The organism is Nostoc sp. 'Peltigera membranacea cyanobiont' 213 (genome assembly GCF_002245975.1).
Taxonomy (GTDB): domain Bacteria; phylum Cyanobacteriota; class Cyanobacteriia; order Cyanobacteriales; family Nostocaceae; genus Nostoc.
In genome coordinates this window covers 1-1,759 of record NZ_NOLI01000343.1, presented here as the reverse complement: position 1 = coordinate 1,759, position 1,759 = coordinate 1, and the positions used below count along the sequence as shown (strand labels likewise).

Sequence of the window (1,759 nt, the reverse complement as noted above, 5' to 3'; positions counted from 1 at the left end):
CTTGGACCTCGGTTTATTGGGAATAAGCCCTGGTAATTGAGATATAAAATCCGATCTCACATTTTCGCATTGCTCCCAATCCGATCTCACATTTTCGCATTGCTCCCTAGACAAACTGTGTCCAGACATAACTAAGCTGGAGATGTTCGCACGCGAGTCTAGGGACGGCTGGGATTGTTGGGGTGATGAGGCTCTGAAGTTTGATCAGCCTGTTGAGCAGAGTCAGCAAGATATTTCCTTAACTGCCTAACTAAGGAATAATTTAGGCACTAAAAGTCTACGCTCATCTGGAAAATCCAATACCAAGCTCTTAAACACTAATTTTCTGTGGGAGTGTCGGTTGTTGGCTGATACAAGGAGCGCAATTGTTCTAAGTTACTGGCCGTCTCTAGTCCCGTAAGAACTGCTCTTAATTGCTCGACATCTTCAATTCTGGAAATTTCTGGTAGTAGGCTTAAACCCTCAGTACCAAATTTTAGTTTTAAACCAACTGCAATCCCTTCTAATAAAGATTCCATTCTGGCAATTCGCTCAAATGATGTCATGTACTGCATAGATTGTTGTGCCTCCAGTTGTTCTACTTCCCTTTTAAATTCTCGTTCTAAATCTAATGGTAATGTCAACATCCAATCAATAAAACCTAACAAATTCAGAATAGCTTCGCGCTCAAACCCCTGCTCGTACAACCTACGCGCTAAAGCTAATTTCTGCTGCTTACGTTGTAACCTGTCACCACGGGTTTGCATTGCTGCCAAATGAGCCATGACCACCGTAGCAAACGGATTATGGCTCTCTTCAAGCTCCAGCAACCTTTGTTGATAGTCTAGCAGCTTGATCACAGGAAACTGAAAATCAACTGTACAGCCAAACAATTCATAACCAAATTGATTTGGTCGCCAGTCGATGTTGTCATCTCCCAGTACCGCACATGATGCAACAGAGCGATTATAACGGTCAAAAATCCGATAGTTGTATACAAACATACGTTTCGGGAAATCGCTTTCTTCCTGGCTTTGGACTTCGACATGGATCAATAGCCAAGATTCTTCACCCCCAATACGGTAAATTTTCACCAATTTATCAATCAGTCGCTTTCCTAATTCCGCATCACGGACTACTTGCTGTAGCTCCTGATCAAGAAACTCAAAACCTCTACTCCAATCAATTTCACTATGCGCTTGGGGAAAAAAGAACAACATGAAATCTTTGAAATACAACTGTAGTATCTGCTTCCAAGGAGAATCGTATTCAGTAAGAGGTGTTTTCTTAGCCATTTTCAAATGTATTGTCTAATTTCAAATTTCAGAGGTATTTATGCCAACAAACATAGAATGGACAGACTTAACAGATAATATCATCCGTGCCAAGGGAGGCGGTTGGTGGTGTCAAAAAATCTCAGAGGGATGTAAAAATTGCTATAGCGAAAAGCTGAATCAAAATTCTTTCTTTGGTGGGAATAAGCAACCCTACTCTGGGCAACCACCAGAGCTAGTGTTAGATACAGAAGCTATTCGGAAATGGGGATTCCAAAGGAAACCTAAAAAGCATTTCGTTTCTTCAATGACCGATGTTTTTGGTGAATGGGTTCCGCGTTTTTGGCAACATGAAATACTGGACGGAATGTTCGTTGCACCAAAGCAGATATTCCAAATCCTCACCAAGCGCCCAGAAATTATGCTGTCCCCGGATTTCTCACAAAGCTTGAAGAAATAGGGGTCAAAAACTGCCAAAATGTATATTGCAAAAGAATTCCAGCAGC

Annotated in this window: 3 protein-coding genes; 2 read left to right on the top strand and 1 reads right to left on the bottom strand. The window is 41.6% G+C overall.

Features of this window, described 5'->3' with window-relative positions; all coding sequences use genetic code 11:
- The first annotated feature begins 43 nt into the window (after positions 1 to 43).
- Positions 44 to 250, top strand: a complete 207-nt coding sequence (locus CDG77_RS34795) for an MT-A70 family methyltransferase (RefSeq protein WP_094333646.1) — start codon at positions 44 to 46, stop codon at positions 248 to 250.
- 67 nt (positions 251 to 317) lie between these two features.
- Here the strand turns inward: CDG77_RS34795 and CDG77_RS34790 are convergent, their stop codons facing one another.
- A complete protein-coding gene (locus tag CDG77_RS34790) occupies positions 318 to 1,274 on the bottom strand; it encodes a cytosolic protein (RefSeq protein WP_094333645.1) in 957 nt (318 codons plus the stop codon).
- A 40-nt stretch (positions 1,275 to 1,314) separates the two neighbouring features.
- Here CDG77_RS34790 and CDG77_RS34785 point away from each other — a divergent pair, with 40 nt between their 5' ends.
- On the top strand, positions 1,315 to 1,713 hold the full coding sequence (locus CDG77_RS34785) for a DUF5131 family protein (protein WP_094333644.1): 399 nt from the start codon (positions 1,315 to 1,317) through the stop codon (positions 1,711 to 1,713).
- The last annotated feature ends 46 nt before the right edge of the window (positions 1,714 to 1,759 follow it).

Excerpts from the sequence above, each read along its gene's own strand:
- CDG77_RS34790 (WP_094333645.1), bottom strand. The coding sequence starts at position 1,274 with ATGGCTAAGAAAACACCTCTTACTGAATACGATTCTCCTTGGAAGCAG.
- CDG77_RS34785 (WP_094333644.1), top strand. The coding sequence starts at position 1,315 with ATGCCAACAAACATAGAATGGACAGACTTAACAGATAATATCATCCGT.